Origin of the sequence: Methylobacterium amylolyticum, from assembly GCF_030700245.1 — a bacterium.
Taxonomy (GTDB): domain Bacteria; phylum Pseudomonadota; class Alphaproteobacteria; order Rhizobiales; family Beijerinckiaceae; genus Methylobacterium.
Genome location: NZ_JAUYZI010000066.1, coordinates 1 through 24,579, shown reverse-complemented (window position 1 = coordinate 24,579; position 24,579 = coordinate 1). Strand labels below are relative to the sequence as shown.

At 65.7% G+C, this 24,579-nt stretch carries 20 protein-coding genes and 3 pseudogenes; 9 read left to right on the top strand and 14 right to left on the bottom strand.

The window, feature by feature from the left end:
- A pseudogene (locus Q8W71_RS28765) lies at positions 1–734 on the bottom strand (IS3 family transposase); the annotation flags it as partial.
- Between the two features lie 29 nt (positions 735–763).
- Here Q8W71_RS28765 and tcmP point away from each other — a divergent pair.
- Entirely contained in the window at positions 764–1,573 is an 810-nt protein-coding gene (gene tcmP / locus Q8W71_RS28760; RefSeq protein WP_370875566.1) for a three-Cys-motif partner protein TcmP, read from the top strand.
- Between the two features lie 471 nt (positions 1,574–2,044).
- On the opposite strand, the pseudogene Q8W71_RS28755 reads toward tcmP, so the two are convergent.
- From Q8W71_RS28755 to Q8W71_RS28715, 9 genes and pseudogenes are all read right to left on the bottom strand, one after another.
- Positions 2,045–2,212: pseudogene (locus tag Q8W71_RS28755) on the bottom strand (hypothetical protein); the annotation flags it as partial.
- A 128-nt stretch (positions 2,213–2,340) separates the two neighbouring features.
- A complete protein-coding gene (cofD, locus tag Q8W71_RS28750) occupies positions 2,341–3,351 on the bottom strand; it encodes a 2-phospho-L-lactate transferase (protein ID WP_305528817.1) in 1,011 nt (336 codons plus the stop codon).
- A gap of 55 nt (positions 3,352–3,406) precedes the next feature.
- Entirely contained in the window at positions 3,407–5,839 is a 2,433-nt protein-coding gene (cofH, locus tag Q8W71_RS28745) for a 5-amino-6-(D-ribitylamino)uracil--L-tyrosine 4-hydroxyphenyl transferase CofH (RefSeq protein WP_305528816.1), read from the bottom strand.
- On the bottom strand, positions 5,832–6,575 hold the full coding sequence (gene cofC, locus Q8W71_RS28740; protein WP_305528815.1) for a 2-phospho-L-lactate guanylyltransferase: 744 nt from the start codon (positions 6,573–6,575) through the stop codon (positions 5,832–5,834). Before cofC ends, cofH begins: the two co-directional genes overlap by 8 nt.
- On the bottom strand, positions 6,572–7,339 hold the full coding sequence (gene cofE / locus Q8W71_RS28735; RefSeq protein ID WP_305528814.1) for a coenzyme F420-0:L-glutamate ligase: 768 nt from the start codon (positions 7,337–7,339) through the stop codon (positions 6,572–6,574). Before cofE ends, cofC begins: the two co-directional genes overlap by 4 nt.
- Positions 7,340–7,348: 9 nt before the next feature.
- Positions 7,349–8,020, bottom strand: coding sequence for an NADPH-dependent F420 reductase (npdG, locus tag Q8W71_RS28730; protein ID WP_305528813.1), 672 nt, complete (start codon positions 8,018–8,020; stop codon positions 7,349–7,351).
- Between the two features lie 109 nt (positions 8,021–8,129).
- Positions 8,130–9,539, bottom strand: a complete 1,410-nt coding sequence (locus Q8W71_RS28725; protein WP_305528812.1) for a dihydroorotase — start codon at positions 9,537–9,539, stop codon at positions 8,130–8,132.
- Positions 9,540–9,555: 16 nt separating this feature from the next.
- Complete coding sequence (locus Q8W71_RS28720) at positions 9,556–10,527, bottom strand: LLM class flavin-dependent oxidoreductase (protein ID WP_305528811.1); 972 nt, start codon at positions 10,525–10,527, stop codon at positions 9,556–9,558.
- 72 nt (positions 10,528–10,599) lie between these two features.
- Complete coding sequence (locus Q8W71_RS28715) at positions 10,600–11,466, bottom strand: carbon-nitrogen hydrolase family protein (RefSeq protein ID WP_305528810.1); 867 nt, start codon at positions 11,464–11,466, stop codon at positions 10,600–10,602.
- 391 nt (positions 11,467–11,857) lie between these two features.
- On the opposite strand from Q8W71_RS28715, the gene Q8W71_RS28710 reads away from it, so the two are divergent.
- The 6 genes from Q8W71_RS28710 to Q8W71_RS28685 all read left to right on the top strand — a co-directional run bounded on the left by Q8W71_RS28710 (position 11,858) and on the right by Q8W71_RS28685 (position 18,382).
- Entirely contained in the window at positions 11,858–13,177 is a 1,320-nt protein-coding gene (locus Q8W71_RS28710; RefSeq protein ID WP_305528818.1) for an NAD(P)/FAD-dependent oxidoreductase, read from the top strand.
- Between the two features lie 35 nt (positions 13,178–13,212).
- Entirely contained in the window at positions 13,213–13,569 is a 357-nt protein-coding gene (locus Q8W71_RS28705) for a Rid family hydrolase (RefSeq protein ID WP_305528809.1), read from the top strand.
- A 39-nt stretch (positions 13,570–13,608) separates the two neighbouring features.
- Positions 13,609–14,379: a class II aldolase/adducin family protein gene (locus tag Q8W71_RS28700; protein ID WP_305528808.1), complete on the top strand. Its 771-nt coding sequence runs from the start codon at positions 13,609–13,611 to the stop codon at positions 14,377–14,379.
- Positions 14,380–14,585: 206 nt separating this feature from the next.
- Positions 14,586–15,758 (top strand): alpha-hydroxy acid oxidase, encoded by a 1,173-nt coding sequence (locus tag Q8W71_RS28695; RefSeq protein WP_305528807.1) that lies wholly within the window; start codon positions 14,586–14,588, stop codon positions 15,756–15,758.
- The gene (locus Q8W71_RS28690) at positions 15,755–17,374 is read left to right on the top strand and encodes a thiamine pyrophosphate-binding protein (RefSeq protein ID WP_305528806.1); all 1,620 of its coding nucleotides are present in this window, start codon (positions 15,755–15,757) and stop codon (positions 17,372–17,374) included. The genes Q8W71_RS28695 and Q8W71_RS28690 overlap by 4 nt, the downstream gene beginning before the upstream one ends.
- A 180-nt stretch (positions 17,375–17,554) precedes the next feature.
- Positions 17,555–18,382: an IclR family transcriptional regulator gene (locus tag Q8W71_RS28685; RefSeq protein ID WP_305528805.1), complete on the top strand. Its 828-nt coding sequence runs from the start codon at positions 17,555–17,557 to the stop codon at positions 18,380–18,382.
- 78 nt (positions 18,383–18,460) lie between these two features.
- On the opposite strand, the gene Q8W71_RS28680 is transcribed toward Q8W71_RS28685, so the two are convergent.
- From Q8W71_RS28680 to Q8W71_RS28665, 4 genes are read right to left on the bottom strand one after another with little or no spacing between them, the layout of a single operon-like run.
- Positions 18,461–19,657 carry an ABC transporter ATP-binding protein gene (locus Q8W71_RS28680; protein ID WP_305528804.1) on the bottom strand — a complete coding sequence of 399 codons (1,197 nt, stop codon included), beginning with the start codon at positions 19,655–19,657 and terminating at the stop codon, positions 18,461–18,463.
- A 9-nt stretch (positions 19,658–19,666) separates the two neighbouring features.
- Positions 19,667–20,743: an extracellular solute-binding protein gene (locus Q8W71_RS28675; RefSeq protein WP_305528803.1), complete on the bottom strand. Its 1,077-nt coding sequence runs from the start codon at positions 20,741–20,743 to the stop codon at positions 19,667–19,669.
- A 40-nt stretch (positions 20,744–20,783) separates the two neighbouring features.
- Complete coding sequence (locus Q8W71_RS28670) at positions 20,784–21,596, bottom strand: ABC transporter permease (RefSeq protein ID WP_305528802.1); 813 nt, start codon at positions 21,594–21,596, stop codon at positions 20,784–20,786.
- Position 21,597: 1 nt separating this feature from the next.
- The gene (locus Q8W71_RS28665) at positions 21,598–22,536 is read right to left on the bottom strand and encodes an ABC transporter permease (RefSeq protein ID WP_305528801.1); all 939 of its coding nucleotides are present in this window, start codon (positions 22,534–22,536) and stop codon (positions 21,598–21,600) included.
- Between the two features lie 562 nt (positions 22,537–23,098).
- Here Q8W71_RS28665 and Q8W71_RS28660 point away from each other — a divergent pair.
- Both Q8W71_RS28660 and Q8W71_RS28655 read left to right on the top strand, forming a co-directional pair.
- Positions 23,099–23,323, top strand: a pseudogene (locus Q8W71_RS28660) (transposase family protein); the annotation flags it as partial.
- 95 nt (positions 23,324–23,418) lie between these two features.
- The coding region (locus tag Q8W71_RS28655; RefSeq protein ID WP_305528800.1) for an ISL3 family transposase at positions 23,419–24,579 on the top strand (1,161 nt) is incomplete at its 3' end.

Below are 24,579 nucleotides of genomic sequence, written 5' to 3'. Positions count from 1 at the left end.
CGTCAGACACTCGCGCGTGAACTCGTCCACGACGTTGAGCATCCGGAACTTGCGTCCATCGTGGGTGCGCGCCTCGACGAAGTCGTACGACCAGACGTGGTCGCGGTGCTCTGGCCGCAGCCTGATGCAGGAGCCGTCGTTGTCCCAGATCCGGCTGCGCTTGGGCTGCCGGGCCGGCACCTTCAGCCCCTCCCGCCGCCAGATCCGCTCCACGCGTTTGTCGTTGACGAACCACCCGGCCGCCTTCAGCAGCGCCCCGACCTTCCGGTAGCCGTACCGGCCGTACTGTTCCGCCAGCGCGACGAGGTCGGCCGTCAGCGCCGCCTCGTCGTCTCTCCCCCGCGGCACCTTGCGCTGCGTCGAGCGATGCTGCCCGAGCGCCCGGCAAGCCCGGCGCTCGGACACGTCCATCGTCCCCACGATGTGCTCGACACACGCACGTCGGCGCGCGGGGCTCAGAAGTTTCCCCGGGCGGCCTCCTGCAGGATCAGCTTGTCCAGGGTGAGATCGGCAATCGCCTTCCGCAGCCGCTGGTTCTCGACCTCCAGGTCCTTCATCCGTCGGACCTGATCGCCCTTCAGACCCCCGTACTCCTTGCGCCAGCGGTAGTACGTCACCTCCGTCACGCCGATACTGCGGATCGCCTCGCCGACGCTCTGGCCCTGGCCGACTAACACGTCCACCTGCCGCAGCTTGGCGATCACGTCCTCAGGCTTGTGTCGCTTCGTCCCCATCCGTCCGTCCTCGTCTTGGCCCACAGGCCATACCAAAGGGCGGACCACTCACAGGGGGGCGGATCACCTTCCGGGATGTGCGCGCGATCCTCACGCAACTGGCGAATCCCGAGATCATCCTGACGTTCAGCGTCGATTGGATCATCGACTATCTTACGACGGAGGACGAATTCCTAAAGGCCGTGTTGCCGCTCGAACTCGGCGTTGACCAAGTACGAGAGATGCTGACCGTCCGCGACAACGGGGGCCGGGAGGCGCGCTGGCTGATCCAGAACCTCCTCTACCGCCACCTCCAAGAGCGAACCGGCGCGCCGTACTACACGTGTTTCTTCATCCGTTCACCCAGGAGCCATCGTACCTACTGGCTGGTGCACATCTCGAAGCACCCGCGCGCCCGCGACGAGATGGCCGTGCGTCACTGGGGCCTGACGAACCACTTCATCCATCACGGCCAGCCCGGCACCCAGATGCTGGGCTACGATCCCGGCCGATCCCTCGGGCAGATCCCGATGGATTTCCTGTTCGACGACGACGCGAGCACACGTTCCCACGCCGCGCTGATGGAAGAACTGCCCGAGCGCATCTTCCGCCCCGAGCAGATCGCGGCCGGCGGCGTCACGCTGGGCTCCCTGTTCACTGGGATCTGCAACACCACGCCCGCCACAATTGATCTCGTGTCGAAGGCACTGGTCGGCCTGCGTGCCGAGGGCGAGGTACAGATCACGACCCGTGACGGTCGGGAACGCCCGCGTAGCGCGACCTGCGCCTGGGACGATATCATCCTGCCGGCCCGACAACGCTCGCTCTTCAGCGCGGTCTGGCCGGTCAGGAAGGAGTAGGCTTGCACCCGCTTGCCAATGACGGCAAGCCAAATTCGCCGCTGACCAAGGGCGGCAAGGTCGGGGCGAGCGCGCTCGGTGACAAGGAGGTAGCGCGGGTGTTCCGTAATCTGGCTGTGGGATCAGCCGCAGCGACGAAGGGGTCCGGGCATTAGGACGCGACGCGGCGGGCGACCTCCCGGATCTCGGGCTGATGCCGCTCCAAGACCCCGCGCGGCGCCTCGGAGGCGTTGACGGGAAGATGCCATCGATTCGCGATCTGGATCGCCTGTGGCGCGCCGAGCCGCGCAGCCTCGGCGTAAGGCCCGGATCCAACACCAGCTCGTCAACATTGCACGCCGTCCGGAACCGAAGGTAGCGACGGGTTCGAGATCACCATCGTGCTGGCCCTTGGACTTTCAGAGGGTCAACGCCTCAAAAAGCCTTCAGCACCGAACCTGCGGAAGAACCCCGTACCGATGCTGTTTGACAGCCGGTCTCGATCGCGCGGATCTCCTCGCAGATCGCCAGCATCGCGTCGCAGAACCGGTCGATCTCGCCCTTGGTCTCGGACCCGGTCGGCTCGATCATCAGCGTGCCGGCCACCGGCCAGCTCATCGTCGGCGGGCGGAAGCCGCAATCGATCAGCCGCTTGGCCACATGCGCTCCTTCGCCACCCTCGCGACGAGGCCCACGCCCCCAGGGTCGCCTCGATCGGAGTCCCCGCCGTCCGCGATGCGCGAAGCATGGCCGCGCATCGAGGCGCCTCAAAACCAAACGCAACCGTCTCACTGGGGACCGATCCTGCGAGCGCCTCCCAGTCGCTGGATGAACTCCAGGGTTCGGCTTGCGAGCTCGTTCCGGGAACGGGGGTCGACCATCAGCGTCTTCGTGACGAGCGTCGGCAGGCTTGTCCCCTCCGCCTCTTCGGCGTCGGCTTCGTCGATGATCAAGCCGTCCACCAACCCCTCGTAATGTTTGGCTATGGACGCCGCCGTGCACGCGACTCCGAGCTCCTGCATGATCTTGGTCGTCGGTCCTTTGATCGCCTTGCCGCCTATGATCGGGGAGACCGCGACGGCGGGGACGCTGCGGTCGCGCAGGAGTTGACGGAGGCGCGGGATCGCCAGGATCGGATCCACGCTGAGATACGGATTCGATGGGCAGATGACGATGCCGGCCAGCGTATCGTCAGCGAAAGAGCTCTCCGCGCCGGTCGAGACCGTGGCCCGGTCCGCGCCCTCGAAGCGAAGTGCTTCAACCCGGGGGCGGCACTGCTGTTCGACGAAGTACCTCTGGAAGTCCAGCGTCTGTCCCGGCGTGACGACCTTGGTTCGCAGCCGATCGTCCGTCGCCGGTATGATGCGGGCAGGGATCGAGAGGCTCGCCGCGATATCGGCCGTGATCGCCGAAAGGGTTTCGCCCGATCCAAGTCGATGCGTCCTCACGACATGCAGTGCCAGATCAAGATCGCCCAACTGAAACCAAGTATCTCCGCCAAACTGGCCGAGGGCATGCATGAAATTCCAGGTCTCCCTGGCGCGCCCCCAACCGCGGAACTGGTCGTTGAGACTCGATAGAGTGTAGAGGACGGTATCGATGTCCGGACAGATACGAAGGCCGAGATGATCGAAATCGTCACCAACGTTCACGATAAGGGAAAGGCGATCCTGCAGATGATGCTGAAGTCCCGATGCGAGTTTCGCGCCGCCGACGCCTCCGCATAACGCTACGAATGCTGATCTCGCCTCCTCCAAGCCACTGGGAAGTGGCGCAATTTCGTCGTCCGCTGCGGACATCCACAGAGGCTCCTGAGGCAGGCTCCTGAGCGAGCGAATTGTTCGAGCGACTGGATCAAGAAGCCATCCATTGCCGGACATCGGTCATAGTACGAAATGCATGATCGCCGTCGTACGAGGGGATGGGAGCGGTGGGTCCCCCGGGTCGGGACGGCTCGCCGTACAGGGTCGTTCGACGACGGGGCGTACGGCCTGCGGAGACGATGATCCGCTCCAAGTCCGCGGGCGTCATCTGTGAGCCGTGCGAGGCTCCTGCCGAGCGAGAGATCGTCTCGTCCATCAGCGTGCCGCCGAGGTCGTTGACGCCGGCCATAAGGGCCAGGCCGACGCTCTCGGGCCCGAGCTTCACCCAGGAAGCCTGGATGTTGTTGATCACCGGCGCCAGGACGAGCCGCGCCACCGCATGCATCAGGATCGTCTCCCGGAAGGTCGGACCGCGCCGCGAGCTGCCTTTCAGGTAGATCGGCGCCTCCATGTGCACGAAAGGCAGGGGCACGAACTCGGTGAACCCGCCCGTCTCGCATTGCAGCTCGCGGATGCGCATCAGGTGGCGCGCCCAGTGCTCGTACCGGTCGACGTGCCCGAACATGATCGTCGCCGTCGAGCGCAGCCCCGCCCGATGGGCCGCACGCATCACGGCCAGCCAGCGATCGGTGCCGATCTTGTCGGGGCACAGAACCGCCCGCACCTCGTCGTCGAGCACCTCGGCCGCCGTGCCCGGCAGGCTACCCAGTCCGCCGTCCTTGAGTGCTCCCAGGAAGCTCTCGATCGGCATCCCGAGGCTCTCGGCGCCTTGATGGATCTCGAGCGGCGAGAACGCATGGACATGGATGCCGGGCCGCTCGTCCTTCACGGCGCGCAGGATGTCGATGTAAGTCTGTCCGGTATAGGCGGGGTGGATGCCACCCTGCATGCAGACCTCGGTCGCACCGCGGTCCCAGGCCTCCGACACGCGCTGCCGTATCTCGGCCAGCGGCAGGTCGTAGGGCCGGCCCCGGAGGTTCTCGCTCAGCTTACCCTTCGAGAAGGCGCAGAACTGACACTTGAAGTAGCAGACGTTCGTGTAGTTGATGTTGCGGGTTATGACGTAGCTGACCGTGTCGCCGTTCGCGCTACGCCGTACGTCGTCGGCGGCGGCGCACACGGCGGCGAACTCGGGCCCGCGCGCGCGAAACAGCGCCGCGATCCCGGCTTCGTCCGGCACCCTTCCCCGGCCCAGCTCCGCGAGCGCGCGCGCCACGGGCGTGGTCGCTGCGAGAGCGGCGGCCCCGCCGTCGATCCAGCGCACGTCGGCGGCGGGCGCAGGCACCTGGTCGCCCGGCCACCAACCGTCCGTGCGCGGCCAACCATCGGCATCGACCAGCGGGAGGAGGCCGCGTCCGAACGCCGGGCCCAGCCAGCGCCCCGGTTCCCTGGCGTATGCGGGATAGATCGCCAACCGCTCCGCCAAGAATTTGCCGGCCACGGCAGTCGCCGCCCGCAGTGCGTCCAGATGCGGCCAAGGCGCCTCCGGATTGACGTGGTCGGGCGTGACCGGCGAGACCCCACCCCAGTCGTTCACGCCGGCCGCGACGAGACCGGGCAGCATCCCGGGACTCAGGTTCGGGGGTGCCTGCAGGTTCATCGAAGGATCGAAGATCAGCCGGGCAAGCGCGATCGTGCGCATGTGCTCGGCATCCGACATCGGTGGGGCTTCGGCCATCCGCGTGCCTGGCTTCGGTCGGAAGCTTTGGATTATGACCTCTTGAAGATGGCCGTGGGCCTCATGGATCTCGCGCAGCGCAAGAAGGGCCTCGATGCGCTCGCGGCGATCCTCGCCGATGCCAACCAGGATGCCGCTCGTGAACGGTATCGACTGCTCGCCGGCGAGCCGGATCGTTTCCAGGCGAGCGGCCGGATCCTTGTCGGGGGAACCGTGATGCGGCCCGCCGGCCGCGCCGAGCCGGCGGGCCGTGGACTCCAGCATGATCCCCTGCGAGACGGTGACGGCCCTGAGCCCGGCGAGATCCGCCGCCGACAGCAGCCCCGGGTTGGCATGGGGTAGGAGGCCGGTTTCGCGATAGACCAGATCGCACATCGCGATCAGATACGAGATGGTCGTCTCATGACCCAGTTCCGAGAGCTGCCTCCGCGCCGCGCCGTAGCGCAGCTCGGGCTTGTCGCCCAAGGTGAACAGGGCCTCCCTGCATCCCGCTTCGCGACCTGCCCGCGCGATGGCGAGCACATCCTCGGGCGAGAGGAACGGAGCCTCCACGTGACGCGGGGAGGCGGCGAAGGTGCAGTAGTGGCAGACGTCGCGGCAGAGCCTGGTCAGCGGGATGAAGACCTTGCGCGAGAAGGACACGACCGCGCCGTGCGCCAGGTCGCGCCGTTCCGAGGCCGCCGCCATGAGCCGCGTGAGCGGCGCCGTCCGTGACAGCATGAGGGCCGCATCGAGATCGAGGCGTCCCTCGCCCCGTGCGAGTGCGTCGAGCAGATCGTCACTCATGGTACTCACAATCCGACGTGGTCGTGTCGTCCGCCAGGGGGCCGTTCGCGAGGAAGCGCCAAGTCTCGGTCGAGCGAGCCGACGAGGCGAGGAACCAAGCCAGGTCATCGTCGGTGTCGATGTCTCGCGCCACGCCCTCGAGACGGACGATCCGTGTGGCAACCCCCGCTTTGACGGCCTCGTGCACGTGCAAGCTCAAGCTATCCGGACCGAAGCGTGGCCTGATCGCATCCGGGGGACAGGCCAGCAGCCAGTTCGTGCCGCCGTCGCAATCCGCCGGCCCAAGGCTCACTCCCGGCACCCGGCAGCCGGCGAGCATGGCGTCGAGATCATCGGAGCGCAACGCCGGTAGGTCCGTCGGCAGGACCAGGACGCCGCGGGCCCCTGCCAGCAGGGCGTGGCGGATCCCCAGTTCGACGGCTTCGTTGAGCCCAGCCTCATCCCGTTCGCGCAGATGCGTCGCCCCATGCCGCGCGCACGCCCGCGCCGCACGAGGCTCGCGCGTCACCACGAGGGTTCCCGCCAATCCCCCATGGCCGGTGCACACGCGCAGGACGTCGTGGAACATGGCTTCCGCGAGTTCCGCGCGGAACCGAATGCCATGGGTCGGACCAAGGCGCGACTTCGCCGCCGCGAAGCGCTTGACCGGAAGCACCGCAAGGACCCCGTCGCCGACGGGGTTCGTCATCGCGCCGACGATGGTCCCCCCGGCCTTCGTCGGGATGCGATCCGTCATCGGAACATGTCGCTCGATTTGGGACGGATGAGCGCGGCTGCCGAGGCATCGGGCCCCCGTCCCTCCCAACCGCGCACGTGGATCACCGGACAGCCTTCGGCGGCCTGTCCCATGAGCAGGGAGGCCGCGGCGGAGAGTTCGTCGGCCACGGCGATCTCCGTCACGCGGAGCGTGCGCCCGAACAGGTCCGGCGAGCCGACAAGGCTGACCAGCGGGCACAGCCCGGCCGCCCCGAGGGCGACGCCCACGACGCCGTTGCGCCACGGACGCCCGAAGCTGTCGTTGACGACCACCCCGACCGCCGTACTCGCCCGACGATCGAGCTCGGCCTTGAGCCGGGCGGCCGAACCGTCGGGATCGTCCGGCAGCAGCAGGATCATCTCGCGACCGTCGGGATGCTGGATGTTCGACTGATCGATACCGGCGTTGGCCATGACGAAACCGAGCTTGTGCTCGACCACGATCACTCCCGGACCGACCCGGACGACTTCGGTCGACTCGGCGAGTATCGCCTCGACGAGCCGCGGATCCTTCCGCGCGGTCGCGGCGAGGTCCAGCGCCCTCGGACCTGCCTCGAACGTCGCGAGGTCGACGAGCCGGCCCTCCGACTTGGACACGATCTTCTGGGCGACCACCAGGATGTCGCCCGTCTGCAGGGTGATCTCGGCGCGGGCCAGCCCCCCCAGGATCAGGTCGGCGAGCGGGTCGCCCGGCTCGACGAGCGGGATGTCTGGCAACGCCGTACAGGTGATCCGTCGAAGCATGGCAACCCGTCAGTCGGGCTTCGACTCCGGCAACCCGGTGATGCCGATGCCGGCGCCGACCGCCTTGTAACGTCGGTTCATCCAGATGAGCACCGACGTCAGGGCCTCGGCCGCCGCCGAGTTGGCCAGGGTACCGGCTTCGAGCCCCCGTGTCGCGACGTCGCCGGCAAGGTCGGCGACGAGCCCGCGGGCCTCGGCGTCATCGCTGAAGACCAGGACGTCGCATTCGGCCTTCGCGCCGTCGTGCAGCTTCTTCGCCCCGACGTTGTGGAACGCCGAAACGACCCGGACGCCCGGGCCGAGCAGGCTCTGGGCCTCCACGGCTGCGGATCCGGCGGCGGGAAGCTTGACGACCGAGACCTTCGGCGGCGCGAGCGGGACCACGGCGTCTATCAGGATCTTGCCCACGAGAGCCTCGGCCACGCCGCGCAGGGTTTCCTCGTGGGAGCCGTAGGGCACGGCGAGCACGACGATGTCCGAGGCGCGCACGGCCTCGACGTATCCAGCCGTCGACACGGTGCCGCCGGTCTGCTCCGCGAGCGCCCGCGCCAGCGCCTCGCCCTTCTCGGGCGATCGCGAACCCAGGACGACGGCGTGGCCCGCCTTCGCCCAGCAGCGGGCGAGGCCACTGCCGAGATCGCCGGTCCCGCCGAGAATCGCGACCTTCAAACTGCCGTTCATGTTTAGGGCCCCCGCTGCGCTCCAAGCATCTATCGAGCCGCCGTCACATCAGACACGGATGTCCCGGGCCGGCTTCCGGTCGCGGGCCGCTGGGCTGCGGCCCGCGAGTTCAGGCAGTACCGGCAGACCGGGAGCGACGTTCGATGTAACGTCCTTTCCCGACGCGGTCGTCGCAAAGCATCCCATCGCGCAGCGCGAAGGCCCCCCGCGACAGCGTGTGGATCACCCGGCCCCTGACCTCCCAGCCGTCGTAAATCGAGAAGCCGGCGCTCGAATGCATGTCGCGCTCGCGCACGGTCCAGAGGGCGTCGAGGTCGACCACAGCCAGATCGGCGTCGAAGCCGACACCGATCCTCCCCTTGCCCGGCATTCCCATGATCCGTGCAGGGTGGCCGCTGAGAAGGCGAGCGATGGAGCCGAGCGGGAGGCCACGTCGGTGATGGCCTTCGCTGAGCATGATCGGCAGCAACGTCTCCATGCCCGGGAAGCCGGGCGAGGCCTTCCACACGCCGCCGATCTTCGCGGTCGCATCGCGGTGCACGTGGTCGGTCGCAACCGTGTCGATGGACCCGTCCGCCAGCCCCCGCCAGAGCGCCTCGACGTCCTCCGCAGCGCGCACCGGTGGGTTGACCTTCGCCTTGAGGCCCTGATCCGAATCGACGGTGTGGGTCAGGTACTGGACGCAGGTCTCGATCGTGAGCTTGGCGCCCAGGCGGCGTTGCGTCGTCGCCGCTTCCAGCCCGGCGCCCGACGAGCAGTGGACCATGTGGAAGCGGGCGTCGGACAAGCGGGCGAGAGAGGCGACCCTGTGAACCGCCTCCGCCTCCAGCAACGGGGGCCGCGAGTCGTTCCAGGCAGCCAGGCCGCCGGAGCCATCGGGATCCGCCCCGACGAGCCGGTCCCGCAGAACCCATCCCACCTCGATGTTCTCGCAGTGAGGGCAGACGATGGCGCCCGCCCGCCGCGTGGCCTCGAGCAGGCGGAACAGGAAACCGTCATCCGTGTCCGGCAGGCCGAGGCGCGCGCCTTCGCCGCCACGGTTGTACATGAACAGCTTGAAGGACGTGACACCGCGCTCCGCGACCGCACGCTCGACCTCGGCAAGCTGCTCTTCGGTCGCGACGACGAGGTGGAAGCCGAAATCGATGCGCGATCCTGCCCCGGCCGCCGCGATGGCCTCGTCCAACGGACCTGCCAGGTGCGGCCCGTCGGCGATGAGATACGAGACGAAGGCGGTGACGCCTCCCGCTGCCGCCGAGGCGGACTCGGCGTCGGCGTCGGCGGCGACGCGCGGCCGCGTGATGTCGCTGCCGTGGCCGAGGTGTATGTGGGCGTCGATCACGCCCGGCAGGACGACGAGGCCGCTCAGGTCGACACGGCTCGCGCCCTGGAGCGTGCCCGTGGCCGCAATTCCGGCGATCCTGCCGTCGCGGATGCCGAGGTCCACGATCTCCAGCGTCCCGTCCGGAAGGAGGGCGCGGCCGCCGGAGAGGACAAGGTCGAGTTCGGACGCTGGCATTCTAGGCCGCCCGGGATCAAACGCGCTTGCGGAAGATCATCGGCGCGAGCTGACGCATGACCTCGTCGCGGGGGGTGATGTTGGGGGCGAAGGGGATCGCCAGCACGACCTCGTCGACGCCGATCTTCTCCAATGCGTCGATCTGCGAGGCGATGTGCTCGGGGCTGTGGGAGAACGCGAAGCGCTCGACGAGTTCGGTCGGCACGAGACTCGCGAAATGCGCCTCGGCGCTGCCATGCTCCTCGTAATTGTACTCTTTCTTCACCTCGGCCGCCACTTGGCGTGTCAGGTCGCTGATCGGGCCCGGGATGTTGCGCAAGATGGCGCGGGCGACGTTGTACTTCACCGCTTCGGGATCGGGATGACAGGCCGCCCAAACGACCGTCTTCGTGGTGCCGACGGGGCGCTTGGCCTCCCGCTCGCCCGCCTGGAGCAGATCGATGGCCGCCTGGATAAGGTCGGGAGCCACCCCGTTCATGAGGATGCAGCCGTCGCCGATCTCGCCGGTGAGCGCCAGCATCTTCGGACCCGTCGCGGCGACGTAGATGGGAACGTGGCGTCCCGTGTGGTGGAGCTTGGCGAGCTCCCCCTCGCCGAATGCCACCTCCTCGCCGTCCAGGAGCGCCCGGCATCGGCGCACCGTATCGGCGAGCTCCTTCATCTTGGCGATTTCGAGGTTCATGGCCTTGAGCGCGCTGTCGCCGACGCTGATGCCGAGCGTGGCGCGCCCTTCCGTCAGTTCGGCGAGCGTGGCGAAGGCGGACGCCGTGACCGTCGGATGGCGGGTCAGCGGATTCGTGACGGCGGTTCCAAGACGGATCCGGCTCGTCGCAGCCCCGATGGCCCCGAACATCGTATAAACCTCCCTGAACAGGAGGTGGGAGTCCAGCATCCAGAGGGTATCGAAGCCGAGTTCCTCCGCAAGCTTGGCGCTCGCGATCACCTCGGAAGGCTTCTGGTTCGGGTAAACGCCAAGGCTGATCTTCATTGCGGCCGCCGCTTGCGAGATGCCTTGCGGTCCCGGGTGTCTCGCCGGGGACCGCGGGTTGAGATCGGACCGTCAGTGCGAGGCGACCGCCCCATAGAGATCGGGACGCCGGTCGCGCCACCAGGGGAATTTCTTGCGCATGGCCGAGACCTGCCCGACGTCGATCTCGCGAACGAGAAGCTCTTCTCGCTCGTTGCTTGCCTCGGCTACGATCATACCGCGCGGGTCCACGATCATGCTGCGACCGAGGTGCTTGCGGACGCCCTCCTGGCCGACCTTGTTGCAGGCGACGACGTAGACGCCGTTCTCGAAGGCTCGCGAGCGAAGGGCCAGTTCCCAGATCGAATTTCGGTGTTCCGGATCCGAATAGACGGAGAAGGCGATCGGCATGAAGATGATCTCGGCCCCTCCGAGCGTCAGCACCCGACTCGGCTCTGGGTAGAGTCGGTCATTGCAGATCTGCACGCCGATCTTGACTCCGTCCACGTCGAACACGGGCAGCGCCCCACCGGGGGTGAAATAGAACTTCTCGTAGCTGCCGGTGCCGCCCGACTTGCTGTTCGGGAAGTAAGCCGGGATGTGGGTTTTCCTGTAGGTGCCTAGCACCTTGCCCGACGCATCGGTCACCAAGGTCGAGTTGTAGTTGCCGGTGTTGGCGCGCTCGCCGAACGGCAAGACCAACGCGACCCGGGCGGCCTTCGCCGCATCGCGGATCGCGGTCATGGGCTCGCTGTCGACGGAGGTGAAGAAGCGATCGTTGTCCTCGATGAGCTGGTTCGGAAAGAACGGCGATAGGAACAGCTCGCAGAAGGTGAGGATGTTGACGCCCCGCTCCCCGGCGTCCCGAATCATCGAGACGGCCTTCGGAACCATCGACGACATGTCGTCGCTCTCGACGGACCCGGTCTGTGCAGAGGCGACCTTGATGATCCGGCTCATTCCGATTGCTCCGTCTCGCCACAATCCGATACCATGCGATCGTAATACGATACACGGGCTCTCGGCGTCAACCGTCGGCTGGAGCGGAATTGCGGCAGGCGTTGCGCACATATTGGGCACGCGACGCGCGTCCCTGAGTCGGAGTCGTCGGCGATCGATGGGACACCGTCCCGGACCTTGGGGACGAAGTCGCGGAACGTCGCTGAGCGCGGCGAAGGGCGCGGCGACGATCGCCCCGAAATGCGGGACCCGAGGCCGTTCGGCGGCTTGATTTCGATACACATCTATCGTATAACGATACTGCGCCGGCGTCCCGGATCATGCCCAGTCCGCTCTAAGCGCGAGCGTTGGCGAGCGCGGGCTGAATTAGAGAGCCACGTCATTGAGCAAGATGGCCTTTGCATACGATGCGGGCGATAAGCCGACCGTCGCGGTGATTGGAGGGGGAATCGTTGGGATCCTGGTTGCGTTGAAGTTTCAGCGCTCGGGATACAAAGTCATCGTGGTCGACAGGGGCTCGAAGGAGGCGCGCTGTTCCTTCGGCAACGCGGGAAGCCTGAGCCCGGGCTCGGTCGCGCCGCTTGGCATGCCGGGCGTCATAGCCAAAGTCCCGAGCATGCTTTTCGCGCCCGCCGCGCCGCTCAAGATCCAACCTCGCTATGCAGTGCAGGCGCTGCCCTGGCTGATGCGTTTCGTTTTCGCCTCGTCCCAGCGTCGCGTCCAGCGCATCTCGCACGCGCTGAGCGGTCTTCTGTCAGACTCTATCGAGCTCTATACTGCAATTCTGCGATCGATCAACGCGCAGGACATCATCCAGCGTCGGGGTCAGCTGCAGTTGTATCCCAGCGTCGATGCCCGCCGCACCGATGCCTCGGTATGGCAGCTTCGCCGCGACCGCGGCGTCACGGTCGAGGAGATCTCACGCGAGGAGATCCGGCAGCTCGAGCCGTCGATTGGGCCCCGCTACGCCTGCGGCATCTACCTGCCCAACGAGGGCATGGTCACGGACCCTGCCCGACTCGTCGACGTGCTGACGGAGCACTTCGTGGCGGACGGGGGCACATTGATAGAAGAAGGCGTCGAGGGCTTCGGCGGCGAGGGGAAGAGGGCATCCCATCTCAGGACGAGCGGGGAACGAGTCGTGGCCGACAGCTATGTGGTCGCTGCGGGCGCCTGGTCCAGGGAACTGGCACGCCAAGCTGGAGACGATGTGCCGTTGGTGACGCAACGCGGCTACCATATCACCCTTCCGCACGCCGGCATCGCGCTGTCGCGGCCGGTGGTGGCCGCCGACCGGAAATACTTCGTCTCGCCGATGGAGATGGGGATCAGGGTCGCCGGCACTGTCGAGTTCGACTCTCTCGATGCCCCCCCCGACGACCGTCGGGTGAAGGCCCTCGCCGATGCCGTACCCGAGCTCCTGCCAGGCATCGATGTCGGTGGCGCCTCCTCGTGGATGGGCCACCGTCCCTGCATGCCGGACTCGTTGCCCGTGATCGACCGATCGCAGCGGTTTGCCAACGTCTTCTATGCGTTCGGCAACGGACACCTGGGGCTGACGGGAGCACCGAAGATGGCCGAACTCGTGGTGGCGATGGCCACGGATCGCACGCCCGGCATGGATCTCCGACCGTTCCGTGCCAGCCGGTTCGAACTGCTCCACCGCACGGGGCCTCGATCCGAGGAAGGGCGTTCGTTGGAGCGCGCGTGACGCGCGTATGAAGCGCAGCGTCCGTTAGATGAAGGATGATCCGTGTGATTACCAGGTTTCCGGGTGCCGTGCCGACACGCAGCAAAATCGTGCGCGCCAACGGTTTCGCATTCATGAACATCGTACCTATGGATAAGACAGGCGATACATTCGAGCAGATGGAACAGGCGCTTCGCATGCTCGACGAGCGGCTCGAAGAATGCGGACTTACAAAGTCCGACTTGGTCGGCGTCACGGTATTCATCGCCGACATCGCGCACAAGGACGGGATGGGTCGAGCTTGGGACGCCTGGGCGGATCGCGACAACGCCCCGATCCGGGCCTGCATCGGCGCGAGCCTCGAAGGGCAGGATCTGATCGAGCTATCGGCGATCGCTGCCGAGAGGACCTAACCTGAAGCTGACCGCGAATTCGTACCGAGGAGAACGAGAATGCCCTCCAGCAACGTCAAGTCCTTGGCCGAGCATCGGCAATCCGATGTGCGTATGACAGAGGCGGAACTGCGCATCCAACTCGCCGCAGCCTATCGGATCTTTGCACACTTGGGTTGGGATTATCTTATCTATGGCCACATCAGCGTCAGCGTGCCGGGTCCAGAGCAACACTTTCTCATCAATCCTTTCGGTCTACGCTTCGACGAGGTGACCGCTTCGAATCTGGTCAAAATCGATCTGCAGGGTCGGAAGGTCGAGCATTCCGAGTACGATGTGAATCCGGCCGGATTCATCATTCACAGCGCGGTTCACGAGGCCCGCGAAGATGCCAAGTGCGTCATGCATACCCATACGATTCCCGGCATGACGATGGCGGCCACGAAGGCTCCTCTGCGCGCCCTCGACTTCGCCGGCGCGGCCCTCACCCATCGGGTCGCCTATCACGACTTCTCCGGGGTGCATTCGGACGACTCCGACAGGGAGTCGCTCGTTGCGGACCTCGGCACCAAGAATTTCATGATCCTACGCAACCACGGGCTCCTCGTGTGCGGCAAGACCATACCCAGTGCCTTCAAGCGGCTCTACGACTTCGAGACCGCCTGCAAGGTTCAGGTCGGCGCTTTGGCGATGAACGCGGAATTGGTCGAGCCTTCCGAGAACATCGCTCTCGCCCATGCGGCCGTCCTGGAGAATGACGATCAGGGTGAGATGGCCTTCAAGGCGCTGACACGGTTGATGGAGAAGAAGGATTCGTCGTTCCTGAACTAGAGCGCTCTCCGCCGAAGTGGATGCCGGTTCGGCGACAGAGAGCGCCTCAAAACAAGGACTTAGAGTCGAGCACGATTGCAACGCGATCGGGAACGGCTCTCGTCGCGCACTCCGCGCTTCAGGGGAACGCTACCAATGCCAGGGGAAGCGGCAGCATGACCGGGGCACGACCCGTCCCCGGAAGACATCTTAGCCGCTTCCTGTCCATGGACGACTTCGAGCGCGCCGCGCGTCGCAGATTGCCGCGGCCGCTCTACGGCTACGTCTCCGGCGCGGCGGAGGACAACGCCTCGGCCGAAGACAATCGACACGTATTCTCCGAGTTCGGCTTCACGACCCGATCGATGCGGGACGTCTCGGCCCGCAGCCAGTCCGTGCAACTGTTCGGCAGGCGATATTCCTCGCCGTTCGGCATAGCTCCCATGGGACTGTGCGCCCTGTCGACATACCAGGGCGACTTGGTCATCGCGAGTGCGGCGAAAGAGGCCGGGATCCCATCGGTCCTGAGCGGGGCGTCCCTCACGCCCCTGGAAACCGTCGCCGATGCCGCGCCGGGAACGTGGTTCCAGATGTACATACCCGCCCGGCCGGACGATGCGGATCGCCTCGTCGGTCGGGTGGCGGCGGCTGGTTACGACACGTTGGTCGTGACAGTGGACGTGCAGGTTCCGGCCAACCGGGAGAACAACGTCCGCGCCGGTTTCGCGACGCCCCTGCGGGTCGGCCCCAGGTTGCTCTGCGACTTCGCGGCCAGGCCGCGATGGTTCTGCGGAACGCTGCTGCGGACCCTGACGAGCAGTGGCCTGCCACGCTTCGTGAACGGGCTCGCCTCCGGCGGCGTGCCTCTTCTCGATTCGACCGCCTCGAACTACTGGACCGGCCGCGACCACCTGGATCATCGGCAGGTCGAGCGGGTGCGCCGCCTCTGGGACGGTCGCCTCATCGTGAAAGGCTTGCTGTCCGTCCAGGACGTGCTGCAGGCGCGTGAGATCGGCGCTGACGCGGTGATCCTATCGAACCACGGCGGCCGGCAGTTGGACGGCGCGGTATCCGCGATGCGCGTCTTGCCGTCCGCCGTCGAGGCAGTCGGAGCCGACTTTCCGATCCTCATCGACGGCGGATTCCGGCGTGGGTCGGACGTGCTGAAGGCCCTGGCCCTGGGGGCTCGGATGGCGCTGATCGGCAGGCCTTTCAACTATGCGGCGGCGGCAGCCGGGAAGCGCGGCGTGACCCACGCGATATCGCTGCTGAAGGCCGAGATAGATCGCAACCTCGCAATGCTCGGTGCGACTGACTGCCGTGATCTAAATGGATCCATATTGGTGGACAAGAGATCAATATTACAGAATCAGTTTGCAGTCCGAGGGGACCAGCAGTGAAAGTCTATGAGGCTATAGCGGATCAGCTTCGCAAATATGGCGTGTCGACCGTCTTCGGGGTCATGGGCGACGCCAACATGTTTTACGTCGACCGCTTCGTACGCGAGTGCGGTGGGCGATACGTCGCTGCGGCGCACGAGGCCGGCGCCACCCTCATGGCGCTCGGCTACGCGTCCGTTTCGGGCAAGGTCGCCGTGGCCTCGGTCACGCAAGGGCCGGCGCTGGCGAATGCGCTGCCTGCGCTCCTCGAAGGGGCGCGGGCACGGCTGTCGATGGTCCTCATCGCCGGCGACATCTCCACGAGCCGCACCCACCTTCAGAGCCTCGCGCAGCGCGAGCTGGTACTTGCGACGGGCGCCGGCTTCGAACAGGCCCGGGCCGCGGACAGCGTCGGCTTCGACCTGCGCAACGCCTTCCGCCGAGCCTTCTCAGAGCGCAGGCCCGTCGTATTCAACGTGCCCGCCGAATTCCTATGGGCAGACACATCCGAGACGTCGGCGCCGCTCCGGTTCCATGAACGTCGCGCCACCGCGACCGACAGTCAGGACCTCGAGGACGCCGTTGGGGTCGTGGCGAACGCGAAGCGTCCCATCGTCCTGGCCGGTCGTGGGTCACTGGATCCCAAGGCGCGCGCAGCGGTGCTGGCCTTCGCTCGCCGGATCGGCGCGCCTGTCATGACGACCCTGAAGGCGAAGGACTTGTTTCTGGGCGAGGACGAGGCCATCGGCGTCATGGGCACCGTGAGCAGCGCCGAGGCGATCGATGCGCTGGTCGTCAGTGACTGCATCATCGGTTTCGGAGCCAGCCTCACCAGCAACACCACGTCGAAAGGTACGCTGGTCCGAGGCAAGCGCGTCGTTCTCGTCAACGACGACCCGGCTGACCTCGATGGCAATCATCCGCCGGACGCGGGCGTGGTCGGTGACAGCGCTTCGGTCGCGGCCAGGATGATCCACTGGCTGGACGAGGCGGAGATACCCTCCTCGGGGTTCTGCCAGGAGGAGGTCGTCCGCACGGCGATCGCGACCTACGCATCCCGCCATCCCGACGCATCGCTGTCCGGCCCCAACGACGTGCGATCCGTCCTGCGTCGGGTGCACCACATGATTGGGCCCGAGCGCATGTTGGTCACCGACGGGGGGCGCTACCTCGGCGAGGCTTGGACAAGCATTGCCGTGTCGGATCCGCGGCTCTTCGTCCTCGGCCACAATTCCGGGGCCATAGGGCTCGGCGTCTCGCACGCCATCGGAGCCTCGATCGCCGAGCCTTGCAGGCCCGCTCTTCTGGTGACCGGCGACGGCGGTTTCATGATGGGCGGGCTCAACGAGTTCAACACCGCGGTACGCCAGAAGCTCGACCTCATCGTCCTCATGTTCAATGACTCAAGCTATGGTTCCGAACACGTGCAGTTCCGGGATCGAGGCATGGACCCTTCGCTTGCGACGTTCGAATGGCCGGACTTCGCGCCCATCGCCGATGCCCTGGGCGGGATCGGCGTTACCGTCCGCTCCCTCGACGATCTCGTGCACGTCGAGGGCGTTCTGCATCGCCGCGACCGCCCCGTGCTCATCGACGTCAAGATGGATCCTGACCGCATGCCACCGCCTCCCTGGTGACCACGACGTCCCGTTCGACCTGTTGCGGGATAGCAGTCCCGATCGGTTGAGTGCCGTGTTCATACAGGCTACGCCGACGGATCTCCGAAAGAGCGGCCGTCGGCCAGGCGTCATCGGGCAAATCGCTCCGTGGGCGATTCTCGCATACGATGGCGCTCATCCCGGAGCGCGGAGCGTCGCGTGAAGCAGGTTGGTTCGAACGATGCCGCGGCGGATGCCACCGGCGATGGCGATCAGGCCTCCACGGGCCTCTTCGTTGCGTCGGTGGCCAAGGCATTCCGCGTGCTAGAGACATTCAGCACGGCGCGGTCGGAGCTCTCGCTCACCGAGGTGGCTCAGCGTACCGGGATCGGACGCAGTGCCACCCAACGCTCGCTGCATACGCTCGCTGCCCTCGGCTACCTGACACAGGAATTGCAGGGGCGACAATATCGATTGTCGTCGAAACTTTTAAAACTCGCCCAATCTTATTCAAGCATCGATGCCCTGCGGGAGCAGGCTTCGCCTGTACTTGAGGCTGCCAACGCTACTTGCGAAGAGACGATCAATCTTACGGTTCTCGAAGGCGCCGAGGTCGTCTATGTCCTGCGTTTCCCAAGCAAGCATGTGGTCAGCGTCAACCTCACCGTCGGAACGCGGCTTCCCGCTTTCTGCACGGCCCCGGGGCGGGCGATCCTGGCGTTCATGCAGGTCGGGGAGGCGGATGCCATCCTCGCCAGCTCCAGGCTCGTCAAGATCACAGAGACGACGGAGATCAGGATCGACCGCCTGAGAAAGCTGCTGAAGGATGTCCGCAGCAGCGGCTTCGCCCTGTCCAACCAGGAGGCGTTCGTCGGCGACATCTCGCTGGCTGCGCCGGTCCTCGACCGGGACGGCAGGCCTATGGCGGCGGTCAACATCGCCGTGCCCTTTCCGCGTTGGTCGGTAGCGGACGCCAAGACGCAGTTGACGCCTCTGGTCATGGCGACGGCAGCGAAGATATCCGAGATCGTGAAACGATCCGATTGACGGCGGAGGGGCGAGCGGCCGACCGGCATCGCGCCGAACCCTCAGCGCCGGCCCCGACGGACCGGCTCCCACTTCAGATCACGCCGTCGCCCGCGCCGCCGGGACGATGCGGCCTTCGCCGGTCGAGGCCCGAACGGCCGGATCACCCTGCGGCGTGCGTACCTCGTCGACGCCGATCTCGGGATCGATCGCGAAGGGATAAAGGTTCGTGGCAGCGACGTTCCAGGTGACCTCGATCGCACTTCCAGGCTCGCTGACCCAATCCACCGAGCCGTCGATGACGAACGTCCGGCCTTCCGTGACCTCGACCTCGAACTGCAGCACCTTGCCGATGAATTTTTGACGTAGCACGCGTCCTTTCAGGCTGTTGACGAGATCGGATGATACATCGCCACGAGCACCGGGGTTCGCTATGCGCAAGTGTTCGGGCCTGACTGCGATCAGTACCTCGTCGCCCACTGTGAACGCTGCATCAGGTCTAACGGGAGCACGAACGATGCCGCGCTCCGTCGCTACAACGTAAGTATTTTTATATACATTTTGAAGCTTACCAGCAAGGAAATTGATCTTTCCGAGAAAGAATGCAGAGAATGGAGTCGCCGGTCGGCCGTATATCTCTTTCGGCGTCCCGAGTTGCTCGATCTTTCCGCGGCGCATGAGCGCGATCCTGTCAGAGAGGCTCAGCGCTTCCTCCTGATCATGGGTCACATAGATGGTCGTGATGCCGAGCTGACGCTGGATCGCGTGTAGCTCGTTCTGCATCGCCTCACGCAGCTTGAGGTCGAGGGCGCCGAGCGGTTCGTCCATCAGCAGCACCGCGGGGGTGTGGGCGAGCGCCCGCGCGATGGCAATCCTCTGCTGCTGGCCGCCGGACAACTCGGCAGGAAAGCGATCCCCGACGGACGGCAGACGTATGAGTGCGAGCAGATCCCGCACCCGCCGCCCGATGTCTGCCTTGGGGGTTCCCGAGGCACGCAAGGCAAAGCCGACGTTGTCGGCGACGTTCAGGTGCGGAAACAGGGCATAGTCCTGAAAGACCATTCCCAAACGCCGCTTCTGCGTAGGCACCCGCGTCACGTCCGCGCCATTGAAGCAGACGCAGCCTGTGTCCGGCGATAGAAATCCGGCCACGATGCGTAATGTCGTGGTCTTTCCACAGCCGGACGGGCCAAGCAGGGTGACGAATTCCCCTTCCTTCACATCGAGACTGACATGGTCGATGACCGTCTCACCGCCGAAGCGCTTGCCTAGTTGTTCGATAGTCACCCGTGCCATGATCGATCTCTACTTGTTGACGGCTCGGAGCCAGCCGGCCCGCCACCGCTCCACGTTCACCTTGTCCCAATCCATCGTGTACGTCTTGGCCAGGTCCTCCTCGGAGAGGAGCATGAAGCGGCTGATCACGGGATCCTCCATGAGGATCTTACGGGCCTCGATGTTGACCGGTGCCACGCCCATCGGGCGGGCGAAATCAGCCTGGGCTTGCGTGGCTAGGAACTCGTTTATGAAGGCCGTTGCGGCCTCACGGTTCTTGGTCCCCTTCACGACGCCCAGGTAGTTGAATTCGATCTCGCCGCGCTTGTCGCCCAGCGTCGGGTGCACCATCCCCATCTCCTGGCCGGCGTTGGTCATCCGTACGGCCATTCCAGCATGCCAAGGGGCGGCGATGACATCGCCCATGGACATCTTCTGCGCGAGTTCGACGGCCGCGACGTAGTAGTAGAGCGGATGTGTTTTCTTGGCGGCCTCGAAGCCGGGCTCGGGTGAACTTTCGCTGCCCCCGTTCGCCCGTGCGAGCATGGTTACGGCAGGCCAATGCTGTGGATTCGCGACATCGGGGAAGGCAGTCTTGCCAGCGTAGATGGCCTTATCCAGATCGGTCAAAGTGGTCGGAACTGGGATATTGAGCGATTTGAATCGGTCGGCTCGATAAATGATGCCGTTCTGCACCATGTGATACGGTACGGCTTTGCCCTCGACAATCTTGACGGATGTTTTTGCAAGATTTGGGATTTGCTCTTGATTGAGATCTTCCAAGAACCCATTGCGGGTCATGGCTATCCGCTCGGCGGGTCCGATCTCCATGACATCGATCGGAACGTTATTCCCGCGGGCCGCGACAATCTTGGCGAAATTATCGGAGGGATTGCCTGGGACGTACTCGACCTTCGCACCCATAGCCTCCAGTTTCGTGCCGACGTTGGCATGCACGGCGTCTTTCCATCCGCCGCCGAAGACGCCTACGCGCAGCGTCACGCCGTCGAAGCGTTTGCTGGATTGTGCCTGGACACCTCGAAGCCCCGGTATCAGGCCGCCGACGGCGACCATCGTTGCAAATCCGCGTCTCGTCATCCTGCTCATGATACACCTCCGGCTCTGATGTCGTGGGCTTCACTGACCGTTAGCGGGGCACCATATCCAGTCCGACCAGCCGCTGAATCATCCACAGCGATATGACTGACATGACCGCGACGAGAGTCGAAACGGCTAGGACGGTTGGATTGAAGTCGAATTGCAGTGTCTGGAAGATCTCCACTGGCAACGTCGTGTACGAAGGCGACGACAGGAAGATCGATAAGGGCACGTCGCCGAATGCGACGACGAAGGCGTAGAGCATTCCCGCGATCAAGCTCGGTCGGATGATCGGGAATGTCACGAGCCAGAATGTCTGCCAACGACTGCAGCCGAGGATGGCCGCCGCCTCGTCGAGTCGCGGGCTAAGCCGCTCCAGCAACGCGGCGACGGTCCCTACAGTGTAAGGGGTACCGACGAACACATATGCGATGATAAGCCCTGGCAACGTGGCTGCGAGTTCCAGCCCTACAAGGGTTTGGAACCCGTAATAGAACTGCAGGAAGACCACCCCGGTTACCACCAAGGGTATCTGCAGGGGTATGCGGAAGAACGCTCGGAGCAGCTCCGTACCAGGAACTTTGCCGCGAACAATCCCGAGTGCGGCCATCACACCGAGCGCACCGGAAATCACCGAAGCAATCGCCGCAGCGGTCAGGCTTACGCTGAGCGCCTGCCAGTACTTGCCGGGTATCTCCAGATACCAGCGCAAGCCGACCGTCAATGGCGGGAAGCGGGCCGCAAAGGTCGAACCGGTGTCCAGTGAGGCCGCGGCGACCACGATCAAGGGCGAGATCAGGAAAGCGTAGGCGGCCAGAAGGATCGAGTAGGCGATCCGGCGGCGGATGATGTCGGTGCGCATGTCAGGTTCCCACCGCGGCCGTCGCCCCGGCCGGGACCGCGGGGTCGAGCGAGGTCGGCGGCGCGGTGCGTTTAGGTCGACCGCGACGGACCTGAGCCTGGCGCACCATCAGGAACCCAGCCAGGACGTTGAGGAGGAAGACTGTGACGAGCAGCACGCTGGATAGGCTTGCGGCGAAAGGGTAGTCCACGTCGAGGATGACGCTGCGCTGGATGAGGATGGCGAAAGTGAGCACGCGCCCGCCTCCCAGTAGGGCCGGCGTCGTGAAAGCCCCCATCGCCAGGTTGAAAACCATGAGGGCCGCCGCGATGATGCCCGGCCGCACGATCGGTACGATCACTCCGTAGTAGACCCGCGCGCGAGAGGCGCCATGCGCATGAGCGGCGTCCTCCAGGCTTCGGGGCACCGTTGCGATGACGGTCGCCAGCAGGAGCACGATGAGCGGCAGCATGTAGTGCACGAGGCCGATGAGGACTCCTATCTCCGCACCCAACCATTGTATTGGGCCCGTGATGATCCCGAGCAACTCCAGAGTTTGATTGACTATGCCTGACTGACTGAGGATGATAATCAGGCCGAGATCCTTCACCACCGGCGTCACGAACATGGCAGCCACCAAAAGGCCGCTGAGCGCGGCCTTCGAGCGGGTACCCATCCTGGCCAGCATGTAGGCTACAGGAAAGCCGATGATCAGGCAGACGATCGTCGACGCCGCAGACAAGCCGACGGTCTTCACGAGAGCGCCGATGTAGAACCGATCGGTAAAAAGCCTATGATAGTTCGCGAGTGTCCATGCTTCGCCTATGCGGCCGTACCCGAGATTTTCATGGAAACTGGACGCGATAAAGAAATACTGCGGTAGAGCGAACAGAATGAAAGATGCAACTACAGGCACGACTAGGAGAAGCCTCCACGGACGGGGATCGCCGACGTGCGCCACTTTTCCGATCCTGCCGCGTCAAACCTGATATCTGCGTATCGTATGCCGGTTTTTGAGTTTCGACAAGCCGTTTGTTCGGGCATTCTCGCGACCGATCCGACGGCAAAGCGCTCTTGGTGTAAGCATTCCGGACGGCGCCTGCCGGCATATCGCTCACAGCGATGTCAGGGCGGAAATCCATGGCGGTGAAGTGCGGTACGATCGGCGATGCGCCTGATCATGTCGATCGGCCGAACCTCGGGCTCGCCTCCGTTCGCCCTCGCTTCATTGTCTGCGGCGCCATCGCCGCCGTCCGGCCGGCGTCGCGTCACGAGCCGGCAATCAGGTTGATCAACCCCCCGCGGGGTCCGGATCAGGTGGTGTTGAGAGCCACCAGAGGGTGGCGTCCGTGACAGAGGCTACTACCACCGGCCCGGATCTGGCCAAGAACGTCTTCCAGGCCCACTGTCAAACAGCTTTGAACATTGGGTTCTGCGTCACTTTGTGTGGTGGCACGGAGTGAGCGGGAGCGGTCGCGCTTGGCTGGGATTCGGATGGGGAGAATGCTGTCCCCGAGCTACCCATGCCCAAGCGCTTGCTCCCCTTCATCCCCTCCTCGCTGCGCGTCGTCGCTGTCACGGCCGAGCCCGAGCACGTGACGGTGCTGGCGGTGCCGCGCTCGGCGGCGGCGTGTTGTCCGGTCTGCCGGAGGCAGTCGGATCAAGCCCACGGCCACTATGAGCGCCGCCTCGCCGACCTGCCCTGGCAGGGGCGGTCCGTCTGCCTACGCGTGCGATTGCGCCGCCTGCGCTGTCGCAATCCCGCCTGCCCCCGCCGCACCTTCAGCCAGAGCCTGCCGGACGTCGCCGTCCCGCGCGCCCGGCGTTCCGGCGGCTGCACGACGTGCAGCGTCATCTCGGTCTCGCGCTCGGCGGAGCGCCGGCCGCGCGGCTCGCCCACAGGCTGGCGCTCCCGGCCAGCCCATCCACCTTCCTGCGCATCGTCCGGGCCGGGCCGGCACCGGCCGCTCTGCCGCCGCGCGTGATCGCCATCGACGAATGGGCCTGGCGGCGCGGGCGGCGCTACGGCACGATCATCGTCGACCTGGAGCGCAAGGTCATCGCGGATCTCCTGCCCGACCGTGATACCGACACGGTGGCGGATTGGCTGCGGCAGCGTCCCGGGGTCGAGATCGTCGCCCGTGATCGGGCCGAAGTCTACGCCGAGGGCGTCCGGCAGGGCGCGCCTGGGGCGGTGCACGTCCTCGACCGCTGGCACTTGCTGCGCAATCTGAGCGAGGCTCTGCAGGAGGCGGTCACAGGCCAGCACAGCGTGATCCGCTCGGTGGCGCGGACGCTCGGGGACGAACGAGCCGCAACGCTCCGGGACGAGCACAACCGGGCTCGCCCGCTCACGGCGGCCGACCGGCGCAAACTGGACAGGCACGCCCCGCGTTGCGCACGGCACGCCGAGCTTCTGCGCCTGCATGCAGCCGGCGCCTCGGTCGCCGGCATGGCGCGCCATCTCGACCTCGACCGCAAGACCGTGCGGCGCTGGCTGCGCCGGGACGGGCCGCCGACCTGGGCGAAGCCACCGCGCCCGAGCGTCATCGATCCCCACCGCGCTTATCTCGACCGGCGCTGGGCCGAGGGCTGCCGCAACGGGGCTGCGCTGGCGCGCGAACTCGAGCGGCTCGGTGCCCGGATCAAGCCGCGCGTCGTCCGGGCGTGGGCGACGGCGCGTCGTCGGGCCGGGGCTGATAGGCTCGATCACAAGATCGCCGGCGCGTCGCCTCCTTGGAAACCGCCGGGGACGCGACGCATCGCCCGGCTCCTGCAGGGTGGTGTCGGCGCGGGCGAGGGTGAGGATGGCGTGTTCATCGAGCGGCTGCGGCGTCAGGCACCAGGCTTGGTCGGCGCAGCCGATCTGGCGGCCCGGCTGGCGGCCATGCTGCGCGGGCAGTCCACGGAGGCCGTCGAGGATTGGCTGCGTGCGGCGCGGTCAAGCGCGCTGAAGCGCTTCGCCGCCAGCTTGCAGCGCGACGCCGCCGGCATCACGAACGCC